Annotated in this window: 24 protein-coding genes, 3 tRNA genes and 1 pseudogene; 5 read left to right on the top strand and 23 right to left on the bottom strand. The window is 71.8% G+C overall.

Translation table 11 applies throughout. The features are described from left to right. The first annotated feature begins 133 nt into the window (after positions 1 to 133). Positions 134 to 319, top strand: a complete 186-nt coding sequence (gene rpmB, locus L7D48_RS09890) for a 50S ribosomal protein L28 (RefSeq protein WP_093662092.1) — start codon at positions 134 to 136, stop codon at positions 317 to 319. Positions 320 to 490: 171 nt separating this feature from the next. Here the strand turns inward: rpmB and thiD are convergent, their stop codons facing one another. Further along, complete coding sequence (gene thiD, locus L7D48_RS09885) at positions 491 to 1312, bottom strand: bifunctional hydroxymethylpyrimidine kinase/phosphomethylpyrimidine kinase (protein WP_237878609.1); 822 nt, start codon at positions 1310 to 1312, stop codon at positions 491 to 493. 131 nt (positions 1313 to 1443) lie between these two features. Continuing rightward, positions 1444 to 2388, bottom strand: coding sequence for a thiamine-phosphate kinase (locus L7D48_RS09880; RefSeq protein ID WP_237878608.1), 945 nt, complete (start codon positions 2386 to 2388; stop codon positions 1444 to 1446). Between the two features lie 248 nt (positions 2389 to 2636). Here L7D48_RS09880 and L7D48_RS09875 point away from each other — a divergent pair, with 248 nt between their 5' ends. Both L7D48_RS09875 and L7D48_RS09870 read left to right on the top strand, forming a co-directional pair. Beyond that, a complete protein-coding gene (locus tag L7D48_RS09875) occupies positions 2637 to 2870 on the top strand; it encodes an Lrp/AsnC family transcriptional regulator (RefSeq protein ID WP_093662086.1) in 234 nt (77 codons plus the stop codon). Between the two features lie 19 nt (positions 2871 to 2889). Further along, positions 2890 to 3402: a DUF3515 domain-containing protein gene (locus L7D48_RS09870; protein WP_237878607.1), complete on the top strand. Its 513-nt coding sequence runs from the start codon at positions 2890 to 2892 to the stop codon at positions 3400 to 3402. Between the two features lie 97 nt (positions 3403 to 3499). Here the strand turns inward: L7D48_RS09870 and L7D48_RS09865 are convergent, their stop codons facing one another. Genes L7D48_RS09865 through L7D48_RS09855 form a run of 3 tightly spaced genes read right to left on the bottom strand, consistent with a single transcriptional unit; the run spans position 3500 to position 6512 of the window. Then, the gene (locus L7D48_RS09865; protein ID WP_237878606.1) at positions 3500 to 4666 is read right to left on the bottom strand and encodes a D-alanine--D-alanine ligase family protein; all 1167 of its coding nucleotides are present in this window, start codon (positions 4664 to 4666) and stop codon (positions 3500 to 3502) included. A 38-nt stretch (positions 4667 to 4704) separates the two neighbouring features. Beyond that, on the bottom strand, positions 4705 to 5706 hold the full coding sequence (locus L7D48_RS09860) for an NAD(P)H-dependent glycerol-3-phosphate dehydrogenase (RefSeq protein ID WP_237878605.1): 1002 nt from the start codon (positions 5704 to 5706) through the stop codon (positions 4705 to 4707). Next, positions 5703 to 6512: a 1-acyl-sn-glycerol-3-phosphate acyltransferase gene (locus L7D48_RS09855; protein WP_237878604.1), complete on the bottom strand. Its 810-nt coding sequence runs from the start codon at positions 6510 to 6512 to the stop codon at positions 5703 to 5705. Before L7D48_RS09855 ends, L7D48_RS09860 begins: the two co-directional genes overlap by 4 nt. A 136-nt stretch (positions 6513 to 6648) precedes the next feature. Between L7D48_RS09855 and cofC the strand changes: the two genes are divergently transcribed. Continuing rightward, a complete protein-coding gene (gene cofC, locus L7D48_RS09850; RefSeq protein ID WP_374491831.1) occupies positions 6649 to 7326 on the top strand; it encodes a 2-phospho-L-lactate guanylyltransferase in 678 nt (225 codons plus the stop codon). Here the strand turns inward: cofC and L7D48_RS09845 are convergent. From L7D48_RS09845 to leuC, 5 genes are all read right to left on the bottom strand, one after another. Beyond that, positions 7298 to 7537, bottom strand: coding sequence for a hypothetical protein (locus L7D48_RS09845; protein WP_237878602.1), 240 nt, complete (start codon positions 7535 to 7537; stop codon positions 7298 to 7300). The genes cofC and L7D48_RS09845 overlap by 29 nt on opposite strands. Before the next feature lie 283 nt (positions 7538 to 7820). Beyond that, on the bottom strand, positions 7821 to 8441 hold the full coding sequence (locus L7D48_RS09840; protein WP_237878601.1) for an HU family DNA-binding protein: 621 nt from the start codon (positions 8439 to 8441) through the stop codon (positions 7821 to 7823). A gap of 125 nt (positions 8442 to 8566) precedes the next feature. After that, the gene (locus L7D48_RS09835) at positions 8567 to 8827 is read right to left on the bottom strand and encodes a hypothetical protein (RefSeq protein WP_237878600.1); all 261 of its coding nucleotides are present in this window, start codon (positions 8825 to 8827) and stop codon (positions 8567 to 8569) included. A gap of 228 nt (positions 8828 to 9055) precedes the next feature. Further along, positions 9056 to 9649 carry a 3-isopropylmalate dehydratase small subunit gene (gene leuD / locus L7D48_RS09830; protein WP_237878599.1) on the bottom strand — a complete coding sequence of 198 codons (594 nt, stop codon included), beginning with the start codon at positions 9647 to 9649 and terminating at the stop codon, positions 9056 to 9058. A 9-nt stretch (positions 9650 to 9658) separates the two neighbouring features. Beyond that, a complete protein-coding gene (gene leuC, locus L7D48_RS09825) occupies positions 9659 to 11083 on the bottom strand; it encodes a 3-isopropylmalate dehydratase large subunit (protein WP_237878598.1) in 1425 nt (474 codons plus the stop codon). Between the two features lie 152 nt (positions 11084 to 11235). Between leuC and ndgR the strand changes: the two genes are divergently transcribed. Then, positions 11236 to 11955: an IclR family transcriptional regulator NdgR gene (gene ndgR, locus L7D48_RS09820; RefSeq protein ID WP_206348990.1), complete on the top strand. Its 720-nt coding sequence runs from the start codon at positions 11236 to 11238 to the stop codon at positions 11953 to 11955. 104 nt (positions 11956 to 12059) lie between these two features. Here the strand turns inward: ndgR and L7D48_RS09815 are convergent. The 13 genes and pseudogenes from L7D48_RS09815 to L7D48_RS09755 form a co-directional block, all read right to left on the bottom strand. After that, a tRNA-Glu gene (locus L7D48_RS09815) sits at positions 12060 to 12132 on the bottom strand. 28 nt (positions 12133 to 12160) lie between these two features. Further along, positions 12161 to 12233, bottom strand: a tRNA-Glu gene (locus L7D48_RS09810). Positions 12234 to 12257: 24 nt separating this feature from the next. Further along, positions 12258 to 12329: transfer RNA gene (locus L7D48_RS09805), tRNA-Gln, on the bottom strand. Positions 12330 to 12653: 324 nt separating this feature from the next. Next, entirely contained in the window at positions 12654 to 14144 is a 1491-nt protein-coding gene (gene gltX / locus L7D48_RS09800) for a glutamate--tRNA ligase (RefSeq protein WP_237878597.1), read from the bottom strand. Then, positions 14137 to 14919, bottom strand: a complete 783-nt coding sequence (locus L7D48_RS09795) for a fumarylacetoacetate hydrolase family protein (RefSeq protein ID WP_237878596.1) — start codon at positions 14917 to 14919, stop codon at positions 14137 to 14139. Before L7D48_RS09795 ends, gltX begins: the two co-directional genes overlap by 8 nt. Positions 14920 to 15101: 182 nt before the next feature. Next, on the bottom strand, positions 15102 to 15680 hold the full coding sequence (locus L7D48_RS09790; protein WP_165869416.1) for an ATP/GTP-binding protein: 579 nt from the start codon (positions 15678 to 15680) through the stop codon (positions 15102 to 15104). Then, complete coding sequence (locus L7D48_RS09785) at positions 15661 to 16263, bottom strand: DUF742 domain-containing protein (protein WP_237878595.1); 603 nt, start codon at positions 16261 to 16263, stop codon at positions 15661 to 15663. The genes L7D48_RS09790 and L7D48_RS09785 overlap by 20 nt, the downstream gene beginning before the upstream one ends. A 111-nt stretch (positions 16264 to 16374) precedes the next feature. Further along, entirely contained in the window at positions 16375 to 16788 is a 414-nt protein-coding gene (locus L7D48_RS09780; RefSeq protein WP_026057603.1) for a roadblock/LC7 domain-containing protein, read from the bottom strand. A 10-nt stretch (positions 16789 to 16798) separates the two neighbouring features. Further along, the gene (locus tag L7D48_RS09775; RefSeq protein ID WP_237878594.1) at positions 16799 to 20035 is read right to left on the bottom strand and encodes a nitrate- and nitrite sensing domain-containing protein; all 3237 of its coding nucleotides are present in this window, start codon (positions 20033 to 20035) and stop codon (positions 16799 to 16801) included. A gap of 379 nt (positions 20036 to 20414) precedes the next feature. After that, a complete protein-coding gene (locus L7D48_RS09770) occupies positions 20415 to 21014 on the bottom strand; it encodes an ATP/GTP-binding protein (RefSeq protein WP_237878593.1) in 600 nt (199 codons plus the stop codon). Continuing rightward, positions 20995 to 21408, bottom strand: coding sequence for a DUF742 domain-containing protein (locus L7D48_RS09765; RefSeq protein ID WP_237878592.1), 414 nt, complete (start codon positions 21406 to 21408; stop codon positions 20995 to 20997). The genes L7D48_RS09770 and L7D48_RS09765 overlap by 20 nt, the downstream gene beginning before the upstream one ends. 66 nt (positions 21409 to 21474) lie before the next feature. Beyond that, positions 21475 to 21888: a roadblock/LC7 domain-containing protein gene (locus L7D48_RS09760; protein WP_026057603.1), complete on the bottom strand. Its 414-nt coding sequence runs from the start codon at positions 21886 to 21888 to the stop codon at positions 21475 to 21477. Positions 21889 to 21897: 9 nt separating this feature from the next. Next, a pseudogene (locus L7D48_RS09755) lies at positions 21898 to 23008 on the bottom strand (histidine kinase); the annotation flags it as partial.

Here is a 23008-nt window from a genome sequence, read left to right as displayed (position 1 = left end):
GGGGCGAGGTATGCTTCCCCGGTTGCCCGACCCGCTCGGGCTCTACCCAATTCCCTGGCAGTGCCGGTCATCCTCTGATCCTGCCGACGCCGGGATTTCACTGTAAGTGCATCTGAAGTCTTTGGAGTGACCCGTGGCTGCCAACTGCGACGTCTGCGGCAAGGGGCCGGGCTTCGGCAACAACATCTCGCACTCGCACCGCCGTACGTCCCGCCGTTGGAACCCCAACATCCAGCGGGTGCGTGCGATGGTCGGTCGGACGCCGAAGCGGCTCAACGTCTGCACCTCGTGCATCAAGGCCGGCAAGGTCTCGCGCTGAACGCATGACCTCTCCCCCGCCGTGCGGCGGGGGTGATCCGGTCTCGCGCTGACGCAACGCCCAGCGCGGCCACTTTGCCGGTTACGCGGGAAGGCCGGTCCACCTCAGGTGGACCGGCCTTCCTGCGTCGCCGCCTCCCGGCGCCGCCGTGCGGCCGGCCGAAACGGCCGCTCAGGACTCCCTTTCCGGGGCCTCCTCCTCCAGCCGCCAGCCGTGGTCCACCGGGCCGATGCCGCCGCCCAGCGCGAAGCCCGCGGCGATGGCGCCCGTCACGTACTCCTTGGCATCGGCGACCGCCTCCGGGACCGGGCGCCCCTTCGCCAGCCGTGCGGCGATCGCGGCGGCCAGGGTGCAGCCGGTTCCGTGGGTGTGGCGGTTGTCGTGGCGGGGAGCGCGCAGCCAGTGCTCGGTGGTGCCGTCGGTGAGCAGGTCCACCGCGTCCGCACCGTCCTTGAGGTGGCCGCCCTTGATCAGCGCCCACCGCGGCCCGTATGCCAGCACCGCCTCCGCCGCACGCGGCAGATCGGCCTCGCGCTCCACCCGTACGCCGGTGAGCTGTGCGACCTCGTCCAGGTTGGGGGTGGCGACGGTGGCCCTGGGCAGCAGTGCGGCGCGCACCGTCTCCAGCGCCTCGGCGGCCAGCAGCGGGTCGCCGTGCTTGGAGACCCCGACGGGATCGACGACCACGGGCGCGGCGAGGCCGTCCAGGAGGCCGGCGACCGTCGCGACCAGCTCGGCGGTGGCCAGCATGCCGGTCTTGACCGCCTGCACCCCGATGTCGTCCACGACGCTGCGGAACTGCTGCCGCACCGCCTCGGCCGGCAGTTCCCAGGCGCCCTGCACGCCCAGGGAGTTCTGCGCGGTGACGGCGGTGAGCACGCTCATCCCGTGGGTGCCGAGCGCGAGCATGGTCTTCAGGTCGGCCTGGATGCCCGCTCCGCCGCCGGAGTCGGACCCGGCGACGGTGAGGACGCGCGGTGGTGGTGTACGCATGCCCCGCAGCCTAAGCCGCCCCGCCCTGGTGCCCTTCCGTCGGGTGACTCCCGCCCGTGTTCACAGCGACCGTCGATCGGGCAGCCCCCTCGGCGGGCGGCCAGGCCCGCGAGAGCGGCGGCGCCGGCGGGTCAGTCGCCGAAGTGATCCCAGCCGCCCGCCCGGTCCCACGGGGCGCCGTCCACCGTGACCTGCGGCGCGGCGGAGGGGTGCAGAACCTCGCCGATACGGCGCCAGCGGGCGGGGAGTTTGGCGTCGGCGGGGAAGGTGGCGACGATCGCGTGGTCCTCGCCCCCGGTGAGGACCCACTGCAGCGGGTCGATGCCCACCGCCTGCCCGATGTCGGACATCTGGACGGGGACGTCGAGGGCCGACGAGCGGATGTCGATACGGACCTTGCTGGCCTCGGCGATGTGCCCGAGGTCGGCGATGAGCCCGTCGCTGACGTCCGTCATCGCCGTCGCGCCCAGCTCCGCCGCCGCCGGGCCCGCGTGGTACGGCGGCTCGGGGCGGCGGTGGGCCTCGACGAAGGCCCGCGGCGAGCGGAACCCGCGGGCGAGCACCGAGTGACCGGCGGCCGACCAGCCCAGCCAGCCGGTCACCGCGACGGTGTCGCCGGGCCTCGCTCCGGAACGGGTGACCGGCTCGCGTCCGTGCAGGTCGCCCAGCGCGGTGATGGCCACGGTGATGGTCTCGCCGCGCACCACGTCTCCGCCGACCACGGCCGCGCCCGCGACCTGGCACTCGTCGTGGAGTCCGTCCATCAGCTCGGTGGGCCAGGTGGCGGGGAGTTCGGCGGGCAGGACGAGACCGAGCAGGAGCGCGGTGGGTTCGGCTCCCATGGCGGCGATGTCGGCCAGGTTCTGCGCCGCGGCCTTGCGGCCGACGTCGTAGGCGGTGGACCAGTCGCGCCGGAAGTGCCGCCCCTCCAGCAGCAGATCGGTGCTGGCCACCACGCGCCGGTCGGGCGCGGCGACCACGGCCGCGTCGTCGCCCGGACCGATCCGTACGGCCGGGGTGGGGGTGATCCGCGAGGTCAGCTCGCGGATCAGTCCGAACTCCCCGAGCTCCCCCACGGTACGGCCGGGGGTCCTGGGGGCGCCCCCAGGGAATCCAGGGGGAGGCTGCCCCCCGGGAGAACTCAGCATCGTCGTACCCCTTCTTCCGTGCGCTCGAACGGTACCGCCGCGGCCGCCGGTCCGGCCCCCCGCGCCGCCGTACCGCCGCGCCCGCCCGCGGTGCGGGTCTCCCCGGCGGTACGGGTGACGCGGTACCGTGGCGTCCCTTCTTCCCACATGATCCTCGTAGCCGCCCTGGAGGTTCCGTGGTACAGGCGTACATCCTGATCCAGACGGAGGTCGGCAAGGCGTCGTCCGTCGCCGAGGTCGTCGGCGCGATTCCGGGAGTGGTCCGGGCCGAGGACGTGACCGGTCCCTACGACGTGATCGTGCGGGCCGAGGCCGACACGGTGGACGACCTGGGCCGCATGGTGGTGGCCCGCATCCAGCACGTGGAGGGCATCACCCGCACCCTGACCTGCCCGGTCGTGCATCTGTAGCTCCCCGTATGCTCGCCCGGTGAGCTCCGTGTCCCGCCGGTCCCTGCCGTCCGCCCTCCGTACGCCCGCCGTCGTGCTCGCCGTGCTCGCCGCGGCGGCCGGCTGCACGCCGTCCGGCGGCGACCGCTCCGGTCCGCCCGTGCCGAGCCCGACGGGCGAGGCCGCCGATGTCTGCCGCGAGCTGTACGGCGCGCTGCCCGAGGAGGTGGACGGGCAGCCCCGGGGCGAGATCGAGCCCGAGACGCGGTTCGCCGCCGTGTGGGGCGATCCCGCGATCGAACTGGGCTGCGGGGTGCCGCGGCCCGAGGTCCTCACGCCCGGCAGTGAACACTACAACCCCACCTCCGAGTCGGTGGAGGTGAACGGGGTCTCCTGGCTGCTGGAGGAGCAAGGCGGCGGCCACCGGTTCACTCTCCTCGAACGCGAGGTCTTCGTCCGGGTGACCGTCCCCGACGCGTACGCGCCCGAGGTCAACGCCCTGGTCGACCTCGCCGACGCGGTACGGGAGACGGTCCCGGAGAAGCCGCTGTGACGTCCCGCCGTGCCCGTTCGAGGCCCGCGCTCCCCTCGCGGGCCCGGAACGAATCCGCGCGGGCCGAATCCGTGCGGACCGAATCCGTGCGGGCCGGTCAGCGCAGGCCGGTCGGGCGGCGCAGGGCGGCCCTGATGAGGCGGTCGACCAGCTCCGGGTAGCCGACTCCGCTGGCCTCCCACATCCGCGGGTACATGGAGATGGGCGTGAAGCCGGGCATCGTGTTGATCTCGTTGATGACGAACTCGCCGCTGTCCAGCAGGAAGAAGTCCGCGCGGACCAGGCCCTCGCAGGAGGCCGCGTCGAAGGCGCGCACCGCCAGTTCCCGGACCTCGCGGGTCTGCTCGTCGGTCAGCGGGGCGGGCACCAGGCCCTCGGCGGAGTCGATGTACTTCGCCTCGAAGTCGTAGAAGTCGTGGGCCGTGGCCGGCGGGATCTCGGCCGGCAGGCTGGCGCGCGGGCCGTCCTCGAACTCCAGGACGCCGCACTCGATCTCACGGCCGCGCAGCAGCGACTCGACGATGATCTTGGGGTCGTGGCGCCGCGCCTCGGCGATCGCCTCGTCCAGGCCCGCCAGGTCCTCGACCTTGGTGATGCCGAAGGAGGATCCGGCCCGGGCGGGCTTGACGAAGACCGGCCAGCCGTGGTCGGCCGCGAAGTCCACGATCCTCTTCCGCGCGGCCTTCTCGTCCCGCTCCCACTCGCGCGGCCTGATCACCGTGTAGGGCCCGACGGGCAGCCCGAAGGAGGTGAAGACCCGCTTCATGTACTCCTTGTCCATGCCGACCGCCGAGGCCAGCACACCCGAGCCGACGTAGGGCACCCCGGCCAGGTCCAGCAGGCCCTGGAGGGTGCCGTCCTCTCCGTACGGGCCGTGCAGCATGGGGAAGACGACATCGACCTCCCCGAGCACCTTGGGCACCGAGCCCGGCTCGCTGTAGACGACCTCGCGGTTGTCCGGCTCGAAGGGCAGCAGCACGGAGCCGGTGTCGGACTCGGCGAGCTGCTCCACGCTCGGCAGGGCGCGGTCGGCGATCGCCATGCGCTCGGGGTCGTCCGCGGTCAGCGCCCAGCGGCCGTCGGCGGTGATGCCGATGGGCAGGACGTCGTAGGCGTTGCGGTCGATGGCGCGCAGTACGGCGCCCGCGGTGACCACGGAGATCCCGTGTTCGGAGCTGCGGCCGCCGAAGACGACGGCGACGCGCGGCCGCCGGCCGGGCGGCGGGGGCGTCTGGGGGCCTGGGGAGAAGGACTGGCTGCTCATATCCGGGCGAGATTACCTGACGTGACGGTGGCGGGCGGTCAGCGGCGCTCGGGCTTGGCGCTGCGCGACATCAGTTCCTTGAGGGCGACCAGCGGCGGCTTGCCGTCGTGGACGATGTCGACGACTGTCTCGGTGATGGGCATCTCGACACCGTGCCGCCGGGCCAGGTCCAGCACCGACTCGCAGGACTTGACGCCCTCGGCGGTCTGCCTGGTCGCCGCGACGGTCTCCGCCAGGGTCATGCCCCTGCCGAGGTTGGTGCCGAAGGTGTGGTTGCGCGACAGCGGCGAGGAGCAGGTGGCGACCAGGTCGCCCAGTCCCGCCAGGCCGGCGAAGGTGTGCGCGTCGGCGCCCATGGCCAGGCCGAGCCGGGTGGTCTCGGCCAGGCCGCGGGTGATCAGCGAGGCCTTGGCGTTGTCGCCCAGGCCCATGCCGTCGGCGATGCCGACGGCCAGCGCGATGACGTTCTTCACCGCCCCGCCCAGTTCGCAGCCGACGACATCGGTGTTGGTGTAGGGGCGGAAGTACGGGGTGTGGCAGGCGGCCTGGAGTCTGCGGGCCACCTCCTCGTCGCGGCAGGCGACGACGGAGGCGGCGGGCTGCCGCTCGGCGATCTCGCGGGCCAGGTTGGGGCCGGACAGTACGGCGATCCGGTCCGGGCCGGCCCCGGCGACCTCCTCGATCACCTCGCTCATCCGCTTGGCGGTGCCGAGTTCGACGCCCTTCATCAGGGAGACGAGCACGGTGTCCGGCGGCAGCAGCGGCTTCCAGGCCGAGAGGTTGCCGCGCAGGGTCTGGGAGGGCACGGCCAGCACCGTGAAGTGGGCCCCGGCCGCGGCCTCGGCCGGGTCGGTGGTGGCGCGCACGGCCTCGGGGAGGACGACCCCGGGCAGGTAGTCGGGGTTGGTGCGGGTGGTGTTGACCGCATCGGCCAGCTCCGCCCGGCGGCCCCACAGGGTCACCTCGCAGCCGGCGTCGGCGAGCACCATCGCGAAGGCGGTGCCCCAGGATCCGGTGCCGTAGACGGCGACTCGCGTCACGCGCTCTCTCCCTCGGCTGCCGCGCGGCCGGCGGTCTTCCGGCCGGCGGCCGGCTTCTCGCCGGTGCCGTGCGCGGCGGGGCCGCGCCGGCTCCGCGAGAGTGCCCGGCGGTCGTAGCGCTGGGCCGGCGCGGGTTCGCCGCGCACCTCGGCCAGCAGCTGCGTGATCGCGTCCATGATGACGTCGGTGACCTCGCGCAGCAGTTCCGCGGTGGGTTCGCGGTCGTAGAACCGGGACAGGTCGACGGGCGGCCCGGCCAGCACCTTCAGCGTCCTGCGCGGGAAGAGCCGGATCTTCCTGATCCCCGCGTACGGCGGCACGGCCTCGTTGGCGCCCCACTGCGCGACGGGGATGACGGGTGCCCTGGTGATCAGGGCGACGCGGGCGGCACCGGTCTTGCCCTCCATCGGCCACATGTCCGGGTCGCGGGTGAGGGTGCCCTCGGGGTAGAACGCCACGCACTCGCCCTTGTCGATCGCCTCGACGGCGGCGCGGAAGGCGCTCACGGCGTCGGCGGTCTCGCGGTAGACGGGGATCTGCCCGGTGCCGCGCATCACCGCGCCGACGAATCCGCCCTTGAACAGGGAGTCCTTGGCCAGGAAACGGGGGACGCGGCCGGTGTTGTACTGGTAGTGGGCGTAGGAGAGCGGGTCCAGATAGGAGTTGTGATTCACCACGGTGATGAATCCACCCTCTTGAGGAATATGCTCCATTCCGCGCCAGTCCCGCTTGAACAGCACCACCAGGGGCGGTTTCGCCAAAACCGCGGCAAAGCGGTACCAGAAGCCGATTCTGCGGCGGGACACCCGGACACCATCTCCTCTTGCCTGCTGCGGCACACGCGCCGCCGGGAACAACCGCACAAGTGTCGCCCCGGGTCGTCGCCCTGTCGAGCACACCGTAACCCCGTAAAGCCCCGGGCGGCTCCGGCGGCGGGTGAGAATGGTGCCGATGCATCGCGACGACACGGCGGCGAGGACCGCGGCGGCACGGGGCTGGACCCTGGTGGTGCCCCTCAAACCCCTGGTGCTGGCGAAGAGCAGGCTGGCCCCGGCTGCGGGGAGCGGGCTGCGGCCCGCACTGGCCCTGGCCTTCGCCCAGGACACCGTCGCCGCGGCACTGGCCTGCGCGGCGGTGGAGGGTGTGGTGATCGTCACGGACGATCCGCTCGCGGAGGCGGAACTGGCCGCTCTGGGGGCGCGGATCGTGCCGGACGCGCCGGGCGCCGGTCTGAACGCCGCGCTGGAGCACGGCGAGGCGGTCGTACGGCTGGAGCGTCCCGGCGCTCCGGTGGCCGCGCTCAACGCCGATCTGCCCGCCCTGCGCCCCGGGGAACTGGCCCGGGTGCTGGAGGCGGCGCGGGCGCACCGCCGGGCCTTCCTGGCCGACGCCGCCGGGGTCGGCACCACGCTGCTCGCCGCGTCCGGCGGCGCTGCCCTGGCCCCGGCCTTCGGAGGCGCCTCACGCGCCCGTCATCTGCGCTCCGGGGCGGCGGAGATCACCCTGCCCGGGGTGGACAGTGTCCGGCGGGACGTGGACACCGGCGAGGATCTGGCCGCGGCACTGGCCCTGGGCGTGGGTCCGCACACGCTCAGAACGTCTGCAGCGTCACCAGCGTGATCCGGCGCCGCCCGCCCTCGGCGCCGGTGCCGGTTCCTGTTTCGGTGCCGGTCAGGGTCTCGGTCTCGATCCGTACCCGCTGCCCCGGGCGCAGCAGCCGCAGGCCCCCCGCGTCGAACGCCTCGGCGTCGAAGGGGAGGGGCGTGCCGTCGTCGAGGAGCACGCTGCCGCTGCGGGTCGCGGGGTCGTAGGTGTACGCGGTGGCCTGCATGGCGCCGAGCCTAGCGCCGCGTCGGTCAGGGTTCACCCCGCTCGCCGCCTCCCCCGGCCTCCGGCCGGGTGGTGCCCCGGGCACGCGCTCCCCCGGCCGGAGGCCGGGGGCCTAGCCACCGGGCAGACCCCGACCGACGCGGCACCGGACGAACCGGGCGCCCGGCCCGGCCGGACGGTGGTCCCGGGACGGACCGCGGGCCGGACTCCCCTGGAGTCCGGCCCGGCGCGGTCACCGCATGCCCGTGTGCCCGGCTCACTTCCCGCGGCCCACTTTCCGCGACTCACTTCCTGCGGGTCGCCGCCCTCTTGCGCGCCGAGGTCCTGCGGCCGGGGGTCTTCTTGGCGGGCGCCTTCTTGGCGACGGCCTTTCCGGCGCTCTTCTTTCCGGTCGTCTTCTTGGCGGTGGTCTTCTTCGCCGCCGTCTTCTTCGCCGGGGCGGCCTTGGTCGCCGTCTTCTTGGCGGTGGTCTTCTTCGCCGCCGTCTTCTTCGCCGGGGCGGCCTTGGTCGCCGTCTTCTTGGCGGCGGCCTTCTTGGCCGCCGCCTTGCGGGTGGTGGCGCCGGCCCCGCCCGAGAGGCTGCCCTTGGGGGCCTTCTTCACGGCCACCTCGCCGCCCTTGGGGAGTTTCTTGGCGCCGCTGACCAGATCCTTGAAGCCCTGACCGGCTCGGAAACGCGGAACGGAGGTCTTCTTGACCCTGACGCGCTCGCCGGTCTGCGGGTTGCGGGCGTAGCGGGCCGGGCGCTCCACCTTCTCGAACGAGCCGAATCCGGTGACCGAGACCCGGTCGCCGGCGACGACCGCACGGACGATCGCGTCCAGCACCACGTCGACCGCGTCGGCGGCCTGCTGTCGTCCGCCGAGCTTGTCGGCAATTGCTTCAACGAGCTGCGCCTTGTTCACGTCTTCCCCTTCGGAGGCATTGCCGGAACGAATCTGTCCAAGCTTTTTCGCACGTTAGGCAGATATTTACCGCAAATCAAACGCGAAACGTGCGAATCACCCTTGTGTCGCAACGAAATAGACCATCACGCACTTCGGTCCGCGCACCGGTCTTCCCCTTCTTCGGGGAAGAGGCCGTCGCCGGCCCGGATGTCCTCCATCAGCCGGTCCAGCCGCCGTGCCGCACCGCCCAGGTCGTGCTTCGCGGCGGCCGTGACGGCCAGGAGCCTGCGGACGAGCGCCGCCCGTACGCCGTCGGGCACTTGCAGCGCGCGCACCATGGTGTGCGCTTCCTTCAGTCGGGCGGCGACGAGGTCGTAGAGGGGAAGTTGGCCGTCGCTGTCCATGCACCGATTGTGCCATTGAAGGTGAGTTGTCACCCCGGCCGGCCCCAACACGCCGCGGGCGGACACGTACGGGTGAGGCAACTGTGCGCAGCGGTAAGGAACTTGGTCTCTCCTCCTTCCCCGTGTGCCCGCCCGTACGCCCGAGCGCCCCCGGCTCGTGGAGCCGGGGGCGCTCGGAGGGGCGCGCGTGCGTCCGCCGCGGCGGGCGGGCGTACGGGGTACAGGCCGTCAGACGGGGAGCGTCTGCGGTTTGAAGGAGGGGCGCTTCGCCTCGTACGCGGCGATGTCCTCCTCGTGCCTGAGGGTGATGCTGATGTCGTCCAGCCCCTCCAGCAGCCGCCAGCGGGCGTTCTCGTCCAGCTCGAAGTCCGCCTCGATGCCGGGCGCGGTGACCTTGCGGGCCACCAGGTCGACGGTGATCTCGACCGTGGGGTCGGCCTCCGTCAGCTCCCACAGCGCGTCCACGGTCGGCTGCGGCAGGACGACGGTCAGCAGACCATTCTTCAGCGAGTTGCCGCGGAAGATGTCGGCGAAGCGGGAGGAGATCACGGCCTTGAAGCCGTAGTTCTGCAGCGCCCAGACGGCGTGCTCGCGCGAGGAGCCGGTGCCGAAGTCGGGTCCGGCCACCAGGACGGTGGCGCCCTGCCGCTCCGGCCGGTTGAGCACGAACTCCTCGTCCTTGCGCCAGGCCTCGAACAGTCCGTCCTCGAAGCCGTCGCGGGTGACCTTCTTCAGCCAGTGCGCGGGGATGATCTGGTCGGTGTCGACGTTGGAGCGGCGCAGCGGGACGGCGCGGCCGGTGTGGGTGGTGAAGGCTTCCATGGCTTTTCCTCAGACTCCCGCGGGCTCGGTTGCGTCGGACAGGTCGGCGGGCGAGGCCAGGTGACCCAGGACCGCGGTGGCGGCGGCCACCTGCGGGGAGACCAGATGGGTACGGCCGCCCTTGCCCTGCCTGCCCTCGAAGTTGCGGTTGGAGGTGGACGCGGAGCGCTCACCGGGCTTGAGCTGGTCGGGGTTCATGCCCAGGCACATCGAGCAGCCCGCGTGCCGCCACTCGGCGCCGGCCTCGGTGAACACCTTGTCCAGGCCCTCCTCGACGGCCTGGAGCGCCACCCGTACCGAGCCGGGCACCACCAGCATCCGCACCCCGTCGGCGACCTTCCGGCCCTTGAGCAGGGCGGCGGCCGCGCGCAGGTCCTCGATGCGGCCGTTGGTGCAGGAACCGACGAACACGGTGTCCACGGCGATCTCGCGCAGCGGCTGCCCGGCGGTCAGGCCCATGTACTTCAGCGCGTTCTCGGCGGCCAGCTTCTCGCTGGGGTCGGCGAAGGAGGCCGGGTCCGGCACGCTCGCGCTCAGCGGCGCGCCCTGGCCGGGGTTGGTGCCCCAGGTCACGAACGGCGCCAGCTCGGACGCCTCGATGACCACCTCGTGGTCGAAGACGGCGCCCTCATCGGTGCGCAGCGTCCGCCAGTACTCCACGGCCGCGTCCCAGTCGGCGCCCTTGGGCGCGTGCTCGCGCCCCTCGAGGTAGGCGAAGGTGGTCTCGTCCGGGGCGATCATGCCCGCGCGGGCGCCTGCCTCGATGGACATGTTGCAGATGGTCATCCGCGCCTCCATCGACAGCTTCTCGATGGCCTCGCCGCGGTACTCGATCACATAGCCCTGCCCGCCGCCGGTGCCGATCCGGGCGATGATCGCCAGGATCAGGTCCTTGGCCGTCACACCCTCGGGCAGCTCGCCGTTGACCGTGACCGCCATGGTCCTGAAGGGCGCCATCGGCAGGGTCTGGGTGGCCAGGACGTGCTCGACCTGGCTGGTGCCGATGCCGAACGCCAGCGCGCCGAAGGCGCCGTGCGTGGAGGTGTGGCTGTCGCCGCAGACCACCGTCATGCCCGGCTGGGTCAGTCCCAGCTGCGGTCCCACGACGTGGACGACGCCCTGCTCGACGTCGCCCAGCGGGTGCAGCCGCACCCCGAAGTCCGCGCAGTTCTTGCGCAGCGTCTCCAGCTGGGTGCGCGAGACGGGGTCGGCGATGGGCTTGTCGATGTCGAGGGTGGGGGTGTTGTGGTCCTCGGTGGCGATGGTGAGGTCGGTGCGCCGCACCCGGCGCCCGTTCTTGCGCAGCCCGTCGAACGCCTGGGGGCTGGTGACCTCGTGCAGCAGGTGCAGGTCGATGAAGAGGAGGTCGGGCTCGCCTTCCGCGCGCCGGACGACGTGGTCGTCCCAGACCTTCTCCGCGAGTGTCCGTCCCATCGCTTTCCCTCCGACCGGCCGCACTGCCGGCCTCGTCTCGACATCCGTGCCGCCGCCTCCGCAAGGGCGGGGTGGCGACTGTCACCCCAGCTTGGCGGGTTCCCGGGGAAAAGGAACTTGCGTTTCGTAATGTGAGACGCGAATATCGTTGCATGGACAACTCTAGCGGCGTCGGCGTACTCGACAAGGCGGCTCTGGTATTGAGCGCTCTGGAGTCCGGTCCGGCAACCCTCGCCGGGCTGGTCGGAGCGACCGGGCTCGCGCGTCCCACGGCGCACCGGCTCGCGGTGGCACTGGAACACCACCGCTTCGTGGCCCGCGACATGCAGGGCCGTTTCATCCTGGGTCCGCGCCTGGCCGAGCTGGCCGCCGCCGCGGGCGAGGACAGGCTGCTCGCCTCGGCGGGCCCGGTGCTCACGCACCTGCGCGACATCACCGGGGAGAGCGCCCAGCTCTACCGCCGCCAAGGGGACATGCGGATCTGCGTCGCCGCGGCGGAACGGCTGTCCGGACTGCGGGACACCGTGCCGGTCGGCTCCACCCTCCCGATGAAGGCCGGCTCGGCGGCCCAGGTCCTGATGGCCTGGGAGGAGCCGGAGCGGCTGCACCGGGGGCTGCAGGGCGCCCGCTTCACGGCGACGGCTCTCTCGGGCGTGCGGCGGCGCGGCTGGGCCCAGTCCATCGGCGAACGCGAGCCCGGTGTCGCCTCGGTCTCGGCACCGGTGCGCGGCCCGTCCAACCGCGTGGTGGCGGCGGTGTCGGTCTCGGGACCGATCGAGCGCCTGACCCGCCACCCGGGCCGGATGCACGCCCAGGCGATCGTGGAGGCCGCCGGCCGCCTCACCGAGGCGCTGCGCCGCAACGGGGGCTGAACGTCCCGCCGGTGTGTCCGCGGCGAGGCGCCTCGCCGCGGACACACCGGCGGGAAAACGGCAAGAGGCCCCCCGCCGAAGCGGAGGGCCTCTTGTCCTGCTTGTACCCCCGACCGGATTCGAACCGGCGCTACCGCCTTGAGAGGGCGGCGTGCTAGGCCGCTACACAACGGGGGCCCCAGCAGCGATCCCGAAGGACCGCGAGTACCCCCGACCGGATTCGAACCGGCGCTACCGCCTTGAGAGGGCGGCGTGCTAGGCCGCTACACAACGGGGGCTTGGATCTTGCTGGGAAGATCGCGCTGGGGTACCAGGACTCGAACCTAGACTAACTGAACCAGAATCAGTCGTGCTGCCAATTACACCATACCCCACCGGAACTCAAGCTCTTGCGGAACTTTTGTCCTGGTGACCGCCTTGCGTCTTTGGCCTTTCGGCCCGTTCCGCCTGGCGACGGGAAGAACATTACCCGATGGAAGCCCGTGCTCCAAAACGAGTTCCCGCCGGGTCGCCGGCGGCCGGAAACGCCGGCCGCCCGCACCGCTCCCGCACGCATGGTGACCGCTGCGACCCCGTCGCCGGCGGCGGAGGCGTTCCGCCCGCGCGGGTGCGGACGGAGTTCGCCCCGGAAAAGCCCGGGGAGGCCGGGAGCAGAGCTCCCGGCCTCCCTCACAAGGTTTCACGCCCTCTTCGGCGGCTCACGCCTGCGCGGCGGCCTCCAGCCTGGTCAGGGCGGCGTCCACGCGGGCCAGGGTGCGCTCCCGGCCCAGGACCTCCAGGGACTCGAACAGGGGCAGCCCGACGGTACGGCCGGTGACGGCGACGCGGACCGGTGCCTGGGCCTTGCCGAGCTTGAGCCCGTGCTCCTCACCGGCGGCCAGGACGGCCGCCTTCAGGGCGTCGGCGTTCCACTCCGCCTCGGCCAGCTTCGCCCGCGCGGTGCGCAGCAGGGCGTCCGCGCCGGGCTTCATGGCCTTGGCCCAGGCCGCCTCGTCCTGAACCGGCTCGTCCAGGAAGAGGAAGTCGACGTTGGCGGTGATGTCGGACAGGACGGTGAGACGGGTCTGGGCCAGGGGCGCGAGCGCCTCGAAGGCGGCGCGGTCGAAGCTCTCGGGCGCCCAGGGGGCGTGCGGGGCGGTCAGCCACGGCTCGCAGCGGGCGATGAACTCCTTGGTGTCCAGATCCCGGATGTGGACGGCGTTGATGGCCTCGCACTTCTTGAGGTCGAAGCGCGCCGGGTTGGCGTTGACGTCGCCGATCTCGAAGGCGGCGACCATCTCCTCCAGCGAGAAGATGTCCCGGTCCTCGGCGATCGACCAGCCCAGCAGGGCCAGGTAGTTGAGCAGGCCCTCGGGGAGGAAGCCGCGCTCGCGGTAGAGGTTGAGCGAGGACTGCGGGTCGCGCTTGGAAAGCTTCTTGTTGCCCTCCCCCATCACGTACGGCAGGTGCCCGAACCGAGGGGTGCTCCCGTTGCCGACGCCGATCTCCGCCAGTGCCCGGTACAGCGCGATCTGGCGGGGGGTGGAGGAGAGCAGGTCCTCGCCGCGCAGGACGTGGGTGATCTCCATCAGGGCGTCGTCGACCGGATTGACCAGCGTGTACAGCGGGACGCCGTTGGCACGGACGATGCCGTAGTCGGTGACGTTCTCCGGGGTGAAGGTCAGCTCGCCGCGGACCAGGTCGGTGAAGGTGATCGCCTCGTCCGGCATCCGGAAGCGGACGATGGAGGCGCGGCCCTCGGCCTCGTGGGCGGCCTTCTGCTCCTCGGTGAGGGTGCGGCACTTGCCGTCGTAGCCGGAGGGCTTCCCGGCCTTGCGCGCGGCCTCGCGCCGCTCCTCCAGCTCCTCGGCGGTGCAGTAGCAGCGGTAGGCGTGGCCGGCCTCCATCAGCTTGCCGGCGACGTCGGCGTAGACGTCCATGCGCTGCGACTGGCGGTAAGGGGCGTACGGGCCGCCGACCTCGGGGCCCTCGTCCCAGGTCAGGCCCAGCCAGCGCATCGAGTCCAGCAGCAGCTCGTAGGACTCCTCGGAGTCGCGGGCCGCGTCGGTGTCCTCGATGCGGAAGACCAGGGTGCCGCCGTGGTGCCGGGCGAACGCCCAGTTGAACAGGGCGGTGCGGACCAGGCCCACATGGGGGTTGCCGGTCGGCGAGGGACAGAACCGTACGCGTACGTCAGATGCGCTAGCCACGCTTGATCACCTTGTTGGTGAGAGTGCCGATGCCTTCGATGGTGACGGCGACCTCGTCGCCGACGTTGATGGGGCCGACGCCCGCCGGGGTGCCGGTGAGGATGACGTCCCCGGGGAGCAGTGTCATCGCCTCGGTGATGTGGACGACCAGATCCTCCACCGAGCGCACCATCTGGCCGGTGCGGCCGAGCTGCCGCTGCTCGCCGTTGACGGTGCACATGACGGCCAGGTCCGCCGGGTCGACGTCGGTGACCACCCACGGGCCCAGCGGGCAGGAGCTGTCGAAGCCCTTGGCCCGGGCCCACTGGGACTCGGTGCGCTGGACGTCGCGGGCGGTGACGTCGTTGGCGCAGGTGTAGCCGAGGATCACGTCCGCCACCCGCTCCCGGGGCACCTGGCTGCACATCCGGCCGATGACCACGGCCAGCTCGGCCTCGTGGTGCACCTCACGGGAGAAGGACGGGTAGACGATCGGGTCGCCGGGGCCGATCACCGAGGTGGAGGGCTTGAAGAACGCGACCGGCGCCTCGGGGACCTCGCCGCCCATCTCCGCCGCGTGCTCGGCGTAGTTGCGGCCGATGGCCACCACCTTGTTCGGGAGCACGGGCGGCAGCAGCCGCACCTTGTCCAGGGGGACCCTCTTGCCCGAGCGCTCGAACTCGGCGAAGGGGTGGCCCTTGATGATGTCGAGGACGAGGCCGTCGCTGCTGCCTGCGTCCCCTTCCACGACTCCGAACGCGACGTTGCCGTCGATGGAGAATCTGGCGATGCGCACGGGTGGTGCTGCCCCTCGTTGGTCGCGGGTGGGAGATGACACTCAAGGGTAAGCCCCGCACACTCGCGGTGTGCGGGGCCCTGCCGTGCGCATGTGTGGAGGTGTGGCCCGCGGGTAGCGGGTGGAAGCGGGGAGGAGAATCCCCTGTCCGCTCGGCGCGGGCGTGCCCAGCGCGGGTGTGCTCAGCGCAGGCGTGCCATGAGCGCGTGCTCGACCAGCGTGATCAGCGCGCTCTTCGCCTCCGCCCGGTGCCGCGCGTCCGTGGTGATGATCGGCGCGTCCGGACCGATCTGCAGCGCCTCACGCACCTCGTCCGGCGTGTACGGCTGATGCCCGTCGAAACCGTTCAGCGCGATCACGAACGGCAGACCCGAGTTCTCGAAGTAGTCCACCGCCGGGAAGCAGTCCGCCAGCCGGCGCGTGTCCACCAGCACCACCGCACCGATCGCACCGCGCACCAGATCGTCCCACATGAACCAGAACCGGTCCTGGCCCGGCGTACCGAACAGGTACAGGATCAGGTCCTGGTCCAGCGTGATACGGCCGAAGTCCATCGCCACCGTCGTGGTGGTCTTGTCGGCGGTGTGCGTCAGGTCGTCGATCCCGGCGGACGCGGCGGTCATCACGGCTTCGGTGCGCAGCGGGTTGATCTCCGACACGGCGCCCACGAAGGTCGTCTTGCCCACGCCGAACCCGCCCGCCACCACGATCTTCGCGGAGGTGGTGGAGCGGGTTGCACCGCTAGAGCTTGCGAAGTCCACTGAGCACCCTTTCGAGCAGTGTCACATCTGGCTGGCCGCCGGGCTCGCTGCTGCTGCCCGGCTGATGGATGGCGACGAGGCCGGCCTCGGCCAGGTCGGCCACGAGGATACGGGCGACGCCCAAGGGAATGGAGAGAAGTGCGGAGATCTCGGCAACCGATTTGATCTCGTAACACAGATGGCAGATCCGCTGGTGCTCCGGGAGCTGACCCTGGAGGCGGGCGGGCTGCGCGGTGGTGTGCACCAGCGCCTCGATGGCGAGCTGGTAGCGCGGCCGGGTGCGGCCCCCGGTCATGGCGTACGGCCGCACCAGCGGCGACGACCCGCCGCGGCCGTCGGCCGCGGGCTGGGAGCGGCGGGGCCTGGGAGGCTCCTCGGCCCGCCCCGGGTGAGGAGGCTGCTGAGTGTGGGGCTGCTGAGGCTGCTGGTACTGGGGGTGGTCCTGCGGCCCGGGCTGGGAGTGGGGCTCCTGCCACTGCTGACCGCTCGGGGCGGAGGGGAAGTTGTAGCGCTTCATGGACGGGTCGTGCTGCGGCTGAGACCGGTGCTCACCGCCGTAGGGACCGCCTGGGGGCGTTGCCACGTCTCCTCCTCCACTGCCTGACGTCACCGGGGCCGGCTTGTTCGTGTGCCGCTAGCCCACCGCGTCCCCGCACCTTATGGCGCGGAGACGCGATACGCACGGCCCGTATTGCTAGTTGAGCAGACTTCCCTGCAGTTCGGCGCGGAGGTCCGGCGTCAGCACCGTACCCGCACGGTCCACCAACAGGGCCATCTCGTACCCGACCAGACCGATGTCCGCCTCCGGATGCGCCAGCACCGCCAGCGAGGAACCGTCGGAGATCGACATGATGAAGAGGAACCCCCGCTCCATCTCCACCACCGTCTGATTCACCGCACCCCCCTCGAAGATGCGCGACGCACCAGCGGTCAGCGAGGTCAGCCCCGACGCGACCGCCGCCAACTGATCGGCGCGATCCCGCGGAAACCCCTCGGACATGGCCAGAAGGAGGCCGTCGGCGGAGACCACCACCGTGTGCGACACCCCCGGGGTGTTGTCCACGAAGTTGGTGATCAACCAGTTCAGGTTCTGCGCCGCCTGGCTCATCGGGCTCACACTAACGCTCCTGATCGTAGGTGCTGCCGGGGCCGAAGCCCGGTCGGTCATTCTGGGTGTTGTCGGAGCCGCCCGCGGTGCGTCCCCGCCGGACGCCGCGGTGCAGGTTGCTCAACCTGCCTCGGACGTCCTCCGGGTTGCGGGAGACCTGGGCCCCGTCCTGGGGTGTCTGCTCCGCGGTGCCCTCGACCAGGTTGGCCTTGGGCACGCGGCGGGGCAGACCGGAGGGGGTGACTCCGCCGGCCTTGGGGTCGCGGAGCCCCTCCGCCCGCTGCCAGCGCTCGTCGTTCGCCGTGCGCCAGCCGGAATCGTCGGAGCGATCCGCCTGCCGGGGCACTTCCGGGGATTCCGCTTGCGGCTGGTACCGCGGGGCCGAGCCCTCATCGGACTGCTGCCCCCGCGGCTCCCGGCGCGGGAGTCCTGCGCCGGTCACGGTGGTGGAAGCGTCCGAATCCTGACCCGGTCGATCGAAGCCTACGCGTTCCGGGCCGTCTTCGGGAGCGCTGGGGAAGGATTCCGCTTCCGTATTCCGGACGGGCTCCTGCCCGGCGTCGTAGCCGTTCTCCCCGTACCCGGTCCCGTAGTCCGGTCGGTACTCGCCCTGGTGCTGCCGGCCGAAACCGTCGCCGTAACCGCCGTCGTACCCGCCGCCCTGCTGCTGGGACTGCTGGTACTGCGACTGGTAACCGTCCTGGTACCCCTGGCCGTATCCCGTCTCCTGCCCGTAGCCGGCGCCCTCCGGGAAGCCGGCCTGCGAGCCGTACTGACCGGTCTGCCCGGGGTCGTAGGGGGCCTGCTGGTCGTAGGAGGCCTGCTGGGGGGCCTGGGGGGCGTACTGCTCCTGGGCGTGGGTGTTGTTCTCGTCCCCGTAGCCGCCGTAACCGCCTTCCTGCTGCTGGTACCGGGGCTGCTGGGGCTGCTGGGACTCCAGCGCCGCGCGCCGCTCCTCGCGCATCAGCGAGCGCCCGAGCGGGTCGAGCTGGGGGGAGTTCTCCTGCTCCTCGGCCTGGGAGCCGTAACGGGAGTCGTCGAAGCCCAGGTCGGCGGCGGACAGCTGGCGGTTCTGGGGTGCGGGCTGGGCCGCGTTCGGCTGCTCCGGGACGATCCGGGAGACGGTGAAGTCCTCCTCGACCTCCTCCTGGCCGCCACCGCCGTGCGTGATCTCCTCCGGGAGCATGACCAGCGAGGTGGTGCCCGCCTGCTCGCCGGAGGGGCGCAACTGGACGCGGATGCCGTGCCGCAGGGACAGGCGGCCGACCACGAACAGTCCCATGCGCTGGGAGATGGCCGCGTCCACCGTCGGCGGGTTGGCCAGCTTGTGGTTGATGTCGGCGAAGTCCTCGGGGGTCAGACCGATGCCCTTGTCGTGGATCTCGATCATCACCCGGCCGTCGGGCAGCCTGGTCGCGGTGACCTTGACCTTGGTCTGCGGCGAGGAGAACGAGGTGGCGTTCTCCAGCAGCTCGGCCAGCAGGTGCACCAGGTCGGTGACGACGGCGCCGTGGATCTCGCTCTCGGGGACTCCGGACAGCTCGATGCGCTCGTAGTCCTCCACCTCGGAGGAGGCGGCGCGCAGCACGTCAACCAGCGGCACCGGCTGGGTCCAGCGGCGGCCGGGCTCCTCGCCCGCGAGGACCAGCAGGTTCTCGCCGTTGCGGCGCATACGGGTCGCCAGGTGGTCCAGCTTGAAGAGGTTCTCCAGCTGGTCCGGGTCGGCCTCGTTGTTCTCCAGGTCCGTGATGAGGGCGAGCTGGCCCTCGATGAGGCCCTGGTTGCGGCGCGAGAGGTTGGTGAAGATCGCGTTGACGTTCCCCCGCAGCAGCGCCTGCTCGGCGGCGAGCCGGACGGCCTCGCGGTGGACCTGGTCGAAGGCTCGGGCGACCTCGCCGATCTCGTCGCGGCTGTTGATCGGGATGGGCTGGACGCGGGTGTCGACCTTGCCCGGGTCGGTGCGGGAGAGCTGGTCCACCAGCATCGGCAGCCGCTGCTGGGCGACGTCGAAGGCCGCGGTGCGCAGCCGGCGCATGTTGTTGCTCATCGAGCGGGCCATCATTCCGGCGATCACGAAGGCGACCACCAGGGCGGCGAGCACGATGACGGAGTTGACGATGGCGTCCCGCTTGGCGTCCGAGGCGATCTGGGCCGTCTCGTTCACAGCCCGGTCGGTGAGGTTCTTCTCCACCTCGCGGTAGGCGTTGAAGTTGGCGGTGGCCGCGGTGTACCAGTTCTCGGCGGTGACGCCGCCGGCCCGCAGCTTCTGGGGGGAGGTCCCGGAGGCGATGGCCTGGATCATCTTGTCGGTCGCGGGCGGGGTGGCGAAGTCCCGTCCGGCGGCCTCCGCCTCCTCCTCGGCCTCGGCGAGCCGCTCCCGGGCCTCCTCGTCCGCCTTGGCCTTCTCCTCCTGCAGCAGCTCCCAGTCCTCCGGAGAGGAGCCGCCGCGGTACTCCTCGACGGCGATGTTCTCCAGGTACGCGTAGGAGCTGAAGGCGGTGAGCTGGCGCTGCTTGTCCGCCGCGCCCGGGCCGGGCTTGATCAGCAGGTGGGTGCCGATCGAGCGCTGCAGGGACTCGGCGGCCTTGGAGAGCGAGATCGCGTAGACGGTACGGCCGTAGGAGGTGATGTTGCCGGTGCCCAGGCCCAGTTCGTTGGCGAACTCCATCAGCGGATGCTGGACCCGGACGTAGCCCTCCTCGGTCTCCACGCCCTTGAGCCGGTCGGTGTAGGCGGCCTGGCGCAGCTCCTCCAGCTCCGGCTCGACCTGCCTGAAGGCGGCGAGACGGCGCTTGAGGTTCTGCTGGTCGGGCATCTGCTCGACGCGGCGGTCGAACTCCTCGCGCGCGGCGTCGGTGACCCCGCGCACCTCGGCGATCACCGGGTCTTCCGTCTTGCCCTGCAGCAGCGGCGCGGCGGTGCGGTCGCGCTCGTCGATCAGGGCATGGCCGTACGCGGCGGCGGCGCGGACCAGTTCCGCGGTGCGGTTGGCGTCCTCCGCCTCGTTCAGCGTCTCCAGGGAGTTCTGCACACGGAAGCCGCCGAAGACCAGGGCGACGAGCACGGGGATGAGGAGGATGGCGTTCAGTCTGGTGGCCACGCGCCAGTTGCGCACCGCGAAACGGCCGCCGCTGCCCGACTCCCCACCGTTTCCGGGCAGGTCGGAGTGCGCCTCCACGGCGCGCTGCGGCGGCGTGAAGTTGCCACGCGGCTCCCCGGGCGGGGAGCTCGGATTGCTTCGCCTCACTCGACCAAACCTCTCGGCTTCAGCCCATCGTCTTCGATGAAACCGTAACTACTGCTGAGTTCAGCGAATTTCAGCACGGCAGGCAGAAGCTTTCCAAACACCTGGACCAGTGGCGAATCACACGCGGACGCCCGGGAGGAAAAGGGCATATGACCCACAGGTTGACGAAAGGCCGAAATTCTGTGCGCGCTGGGGAGCGAGGCGCTCGCGGCGAGTGGCATCCACCCCGCAATTCTCTGTCGAAACGTTATGAAGACCGGGACGGACCGGGCGCGAGGCCCGGTCCGTCCCGGCTACTGATCCATAACCCGCTGTCGCCGTCGGCGACTTGAGCGATCCGGGCGGCCACCGTGCGCATGCGCGGGAGCCGGTGCCCGGCTCAGCGCAGGCGCGCCAGGAGCGCGTGCTCGACCAGCGTGATCAGCGCGCTCTTCGCCTCCGCCCGGTGCCGCGCGTCCGTGGTGATGATCGGCGCGTCCGGACCGATCTGCAGCGCCTCACGCACCTCGTCCGGCGTGTACGGCTGATGCCCGTCGAAACCGTTCAGCGCGATCACGAACGGCAGACCCGAGTTCTCGAAGTAGTCCACCGCCGGGAAGCAGTCCGCCAGCCGGCGCGTGTCCACCAGCACCACCGCACCGATCGCACCGCGCACCAGATCGTCCCACATGAACCAGAACCGGTCCTGGCCCGGCGTACCGAACAGGTACAGGATCAGGTCCTGGTCCAGCGTGATACGGCCGAAGTCCATCGCCACCGTCGTGGTGGTCTTGCCACCGGTGTGCGTCAGGTCGTCGATCCCGGCGGACGCGGCGGTCATCACGGCTTCGGTGCGCAGCGGGTTGATCTCCGACACGGCGCCCACGAAGGTCGTCTTGCCCACGCCGAACCCGCCCGCCACCACGATCTTCGCGGAGGTGGTGGCACGCTGCGAGGAGGCCCCGTAGGCGGCCTGCGGGCTAGAGCTTGCGAAGTCCACTGAGCACCCTTTCGAGCAGTGTCACATCCGGTGCGCCGCCGGGCTCGCTGCTGCTGCCCGGCTGATGGATGGCCACCATCCCGGCCTCGGCCAGGTCGGCCACGAGGATACGGGCCACTCCCAGGGGTATGGCGAGCAGCGCGGAGATCTCCGCCACCGACTTGACCTCCTGGCACAGGTGGCAGATCCGCTGGTGCTCCGGAAGCAGGCCCATGAGCTGTGCCGGGTCTGCGGTGGTGCTCACCAGCGCCTCGATGGCGAGCTGGTAGCGCGGCCGGGTGCGGCCCCCGGTCATGGCGTACGGCCGCACCAGCGGCTGGTCGCCCTCACCGCCGTACGGCGCGTGGTCGTTCAGGCCACCGTACGGATTGGGTGAGGCGGGCGGCGGGGTCATGGCTCCTCCGAGCGAGGCATGTGGTCGACGATGCGGACTGTAGTGCTCGTGTGGGGGGAGCGTGGACTAGTTGAGCAGACTTCCCTGCAGTTCGGCGCGGAGGTCCGGCGTCAGCACCGTACCCGCACGGTCCACCAACAGGGCCATCTCGTACCCGACCAGACCGATGTCCGCCTCCGGATGCGCCAGCACCGCCAGCGAGGAACCGTCGGAGATCGACATGATGAAGAGGAACCCCCGCTCCATCTCCACCACCGTCTGATTCACCGCACCCCCCTCGAAGATGCGCGACGCACCAGCGGTCAGCGAGGTCAGCCCCGACGCGACCGCCGCCAACTGATCGGCGCGATCCCGCGGAAACCCCTCGGACATGGCCAGAAGGAGGCCGTCGGCGGAGACCACCACCGTGTGCGACACCCCCGGGGTGTTGTCCACGAAGTTGGTGATCAACCAGTTCAGATTCTGCGCCGCCTGGCTCATCGGACTCAACTAACGCTCCTGCTGGTAGGTGGGGCCTGTGCCGCGGGCGCCGCCGGCCTGGCCGCTTCCGGCCTGCCGGCCCTGCTGGATGCCCCGGCGGAGATTGGTCAGCCGGCCGCGTACGTCATCGGGCGCACGCGAGACCTGCGGGCCGGTCGGTGTGGACGGCCGCTGCTGCGCGGTGCCCGCCACGAGGTTGGCGCGCGGCACGCGGCGGGGCAGACCGGAGGTGGTGACCCCGCCGGCCGCGGGCTGGCGGAGCTGTTCGGCCCGGCGCCAGCGCTCGTCGTTCGGGGTCTCCTGCCACCCGGCGCCGGCCTCGGCGCCGCCGGACCCGCCGCCGGGCTGCCGCTGGGGCGCCGGCTGGGCGGGCCGCTCGGGCCGCTGGGGGGATGCCGGACCGGACGCCTCCGCCGACGGGGACTCGCCCGACGAAGCGGCCGCGGGAGCCTGCTGGGCGGCCTGCCGGGCGCTGAACCAGCTCGACTCCATCGACTCGAAGATCGGCGTGCGCTCGTCCGAGCCCGTCGCGGCCGGGCTGCTGCCGGGCAGTTCGTAGGGGGAGGACTCGCGGGCGCCGGAGGCACCCGCACCCTGCCGGGGGACGGCGTACTGGCCGGTGTCCTGCGGGCCCTGCTGACCCTGGGGGGTCTGAGGGACCTGAGGAGCCTGGGGGGCCGGGTACTGACCGGTGTCCTGGGGACCGCCCGGAAAGGCGTACTGGCCGGTGTCCTGCGGGCCCTGGGGCCGGGGGTACTGACCGGTGTCCTGCGGACCGCGAGGGCCGCCCTGCGGCTCCACACGCGGAAGTTGGGCGGTCTCGCCGGGCCCGGCGGGCTGCTGCGGATACGCGCCGGGCCCACCCGGACGGGCGAACTCCGAGGTGCTCTCCGCCTCTTCGTGACCGCGCGGTGCGTCGGGGGCCTCGTACCGCCCGGCCCCTTGGTCGCCGCGGCCGTCGGCCCAGCTGGGGCGCCGCTCTCCCGGCCCGGCGGGCAGCGCGCCCGCGGAGGCTCCGTCGCGCCGCTGCGGCGGCTGCTGACCGGCGCGGGGCTCGGGGCGCGCGCCGGAGCCGAAGGCGCCGGCGGGGGCGCCCTCTCCGGAGCGGACGGGCTGTCCG

Source organism: Streptomyces sp. ICN903 (assembly GCF_022015835.1).
GTDB classification, from domain to species: Bacteria; Actinomycetota; Actinomycetes; order Streptomycetales; family Streptomycetaceae; genus Streptomyces; species Streptomyces fenghuangensis.
The sequence above is the reverse complement of the archived record's forward strand: the minus strand, read 5'-3'. Positions and strand labels throughout refer to the sequence as shown.

Excerpts from the sequence above, each read along its gene's own strand:
- thiD (WP_237878609.1), bottom strand. The coding sequence starts at position 1,312 with ATGCGTACACCACCACCGCGCGTCCTCACCGTCGCCGGGTCCGACTCC.
- L7D48_RS09865 (WP_237878606.1), bottom strand. The coding sequence starts at position 4,666 with ATGAGCAGCCAGTCCTTCTCCCCAGGCCCCCAGACGCCCCCGCCGCCC.
- cofC (WP_374491831.1), top strand. The coding sequence starts at position 6,649 with ATGGTGCCGATGCATCGCGACGACACGGCGGCGAGGACCGCGGCGGCA.
- L7D48_RS09845 (WP_237878602.1), bottom strand. The coding sequence starts at position 7,537 with ATGCAGGCCACCGCGTACACCTACGACCCCGCGACCCGCAGCGGCAGC.
- L7D48_RS09835 (WP_237878600.1), bottom strand. The coding sequence starts at position 8,827 with ATGGACAGCGACGGCCAACTTCCCCTCTACGACCTCGTCGCCGCCCGA.
- leuD (WP_237878599.1), bottom strand. The coding sequence starts at position 9,649 with ATGGAAGCCTTCACCACCCACACCGGCCGCGCCGTCCCGCTGCGCCGC.
- leuC (WP_237878598.1), bottom strand. The coding sequence starts at position 11,083 with ATGGGACGGACACTCGCGGAGAAGGTCTGGGACGACCACGTCGTCCGG.
- ndgR (WP_206348990.1), top strand. The coding sequence starts at position 11,236 with ATGGACAACTCTAGCGGCGTCGGCGTACTCGACAAGGCGGCTCTGGTA.
- L7D48_RS09780 (WP_026057603.1), bottom strand. The coding sequence starts at position 16,788 with ATGAGCCAGGCGGCGCAGAACCTGAACTGGTTGATCACCAACTTCGTG.
- L7D48_RS09765 (WP_237878592.1), bottom strand. The coding sequence starts at position 21,408 with ATGACCCCGCCGCCCGCCTCACCCAATCCGTACGGTGGCCTGAACGAC.
- L7D48_RS09760 (WP_026057603.1), bottom strand. The coding sequence starts at position 21,888 with ATGAGCCAGGCGGCGCAGAATCTGAACTGGTTGATCACCAACTTCGTG.